3 protein-coding genes are annotated in these 965 nt (G+C 38.2%); all 3 read left to right on the top strand.

All coding sequences use genetic code 11. From position 1 onward, the window contains the following. The coding region (locus tag AWU74_RS08005; RefSeq protein WP_306701097.1) for a preprotein translocase subunit SecY at positions 1 to 426 on the top strand (426 nt) is incomplete at its 5' end. Between the two features lie 47 nt (positions 427 to 473). Further along, entirely contained in the window at positions 474 to 587 is a 114-nt protein-coding gene (gene rpmJ, locus AWU74_RS10950) for a 50S ribosomal protein L36 (RefSeq protein WP_162505082.1), read from the top strand. A gap of 10 nt (positions 588 to 597) precedes the next feature. Next, the coding region (gene rpsM, locus AWU74_RS08000) for a 30S ribosomal protein S13 (RefSeq protein ID WP_062328808.1) at positions 598 to 965 on the top strand (368 nt) is incomplete at its 3' end.

The raw sequence follows: 965 nt of genomic DNA, 5'->3' as shown, positions 1-965 counted from the left end.
ATAGCGGGGATTCTTTCGCCTACTGGGATGTGGTATAACTTGTTTTTAGTCCTGCTGATTGTGTTTTTTGCATATTTTTATACACAGGTAACGCTTAACCCTATAGAAATTGCAAAAAATATTCGGGAAAACGGCGGTTCAATTCCTGGCATCAGAACAGATAAAACGGAAAAATATTTACAAATGGTTCTTAATCGACTGATATTGCCTGGTTCACTATATTTGGCACTTATCGCTGTTTTACCTTCGTTTATCCAACGTGTATGTGGATTTCCACAGTCAATATCCATGCTTATGGGTGGCACATCGCTTTTAATTCTTGTTGGCGTTGACCTTGATACAATGAGTCAAGTGGAAGCATTATTAAAAACACATCATCATAACGGCTTGATTAAGAAAGGAAGAATCCAGTCACAGAATTTATAGTCTGTTTTATTTGTTTTCAATTGAAACAGCAAAGCAAAGGAGAGAGTGTGAAAGTAAAAACTAGTGTAAAATTGATGTGTAACAAATGCAAGATTATCAAGCGGTATGGCATCGTCCGTATTATTTGTTCAAACCCGAAGCATAACCAGCGACAGGGTTAAGGAGTAATAGATGGCTCGAATTGCAGGAGTTGATCTCCCTAATAAACATATAAATATCGCATTAACGTATATTTATGGTATTGGACATTCCAGCGCGTCTGATATTTGTCAAAAAATGGGAATACCACCTCATATTATGATAGATAACCTTTCTCAACAAGAATTGGCGAACTTGCGTTCGATGATTGAGGCGAATTATAAGATCGAAGGACGTCTACGCACTGAAATTGGTCTTAACATTAAACGCCTTATGGATATCGGTTGTTATCGCGGACTTCGACACCGAAAGGGTTTACCAGTGCGTGGGCAACGGACGAATACGAATGCGCGTACTCGAAAAGGTAAAAAAAAGACCGTTGCTGGCAAGAAAAAAATATA

It is taken from the genome of Treponema endosymbiont of Eucomonympha sp. (genome assembly GCF_001028545.1).
This window is presented reverse-complemented; position numbering and strand designations above follow the sequence as displayed.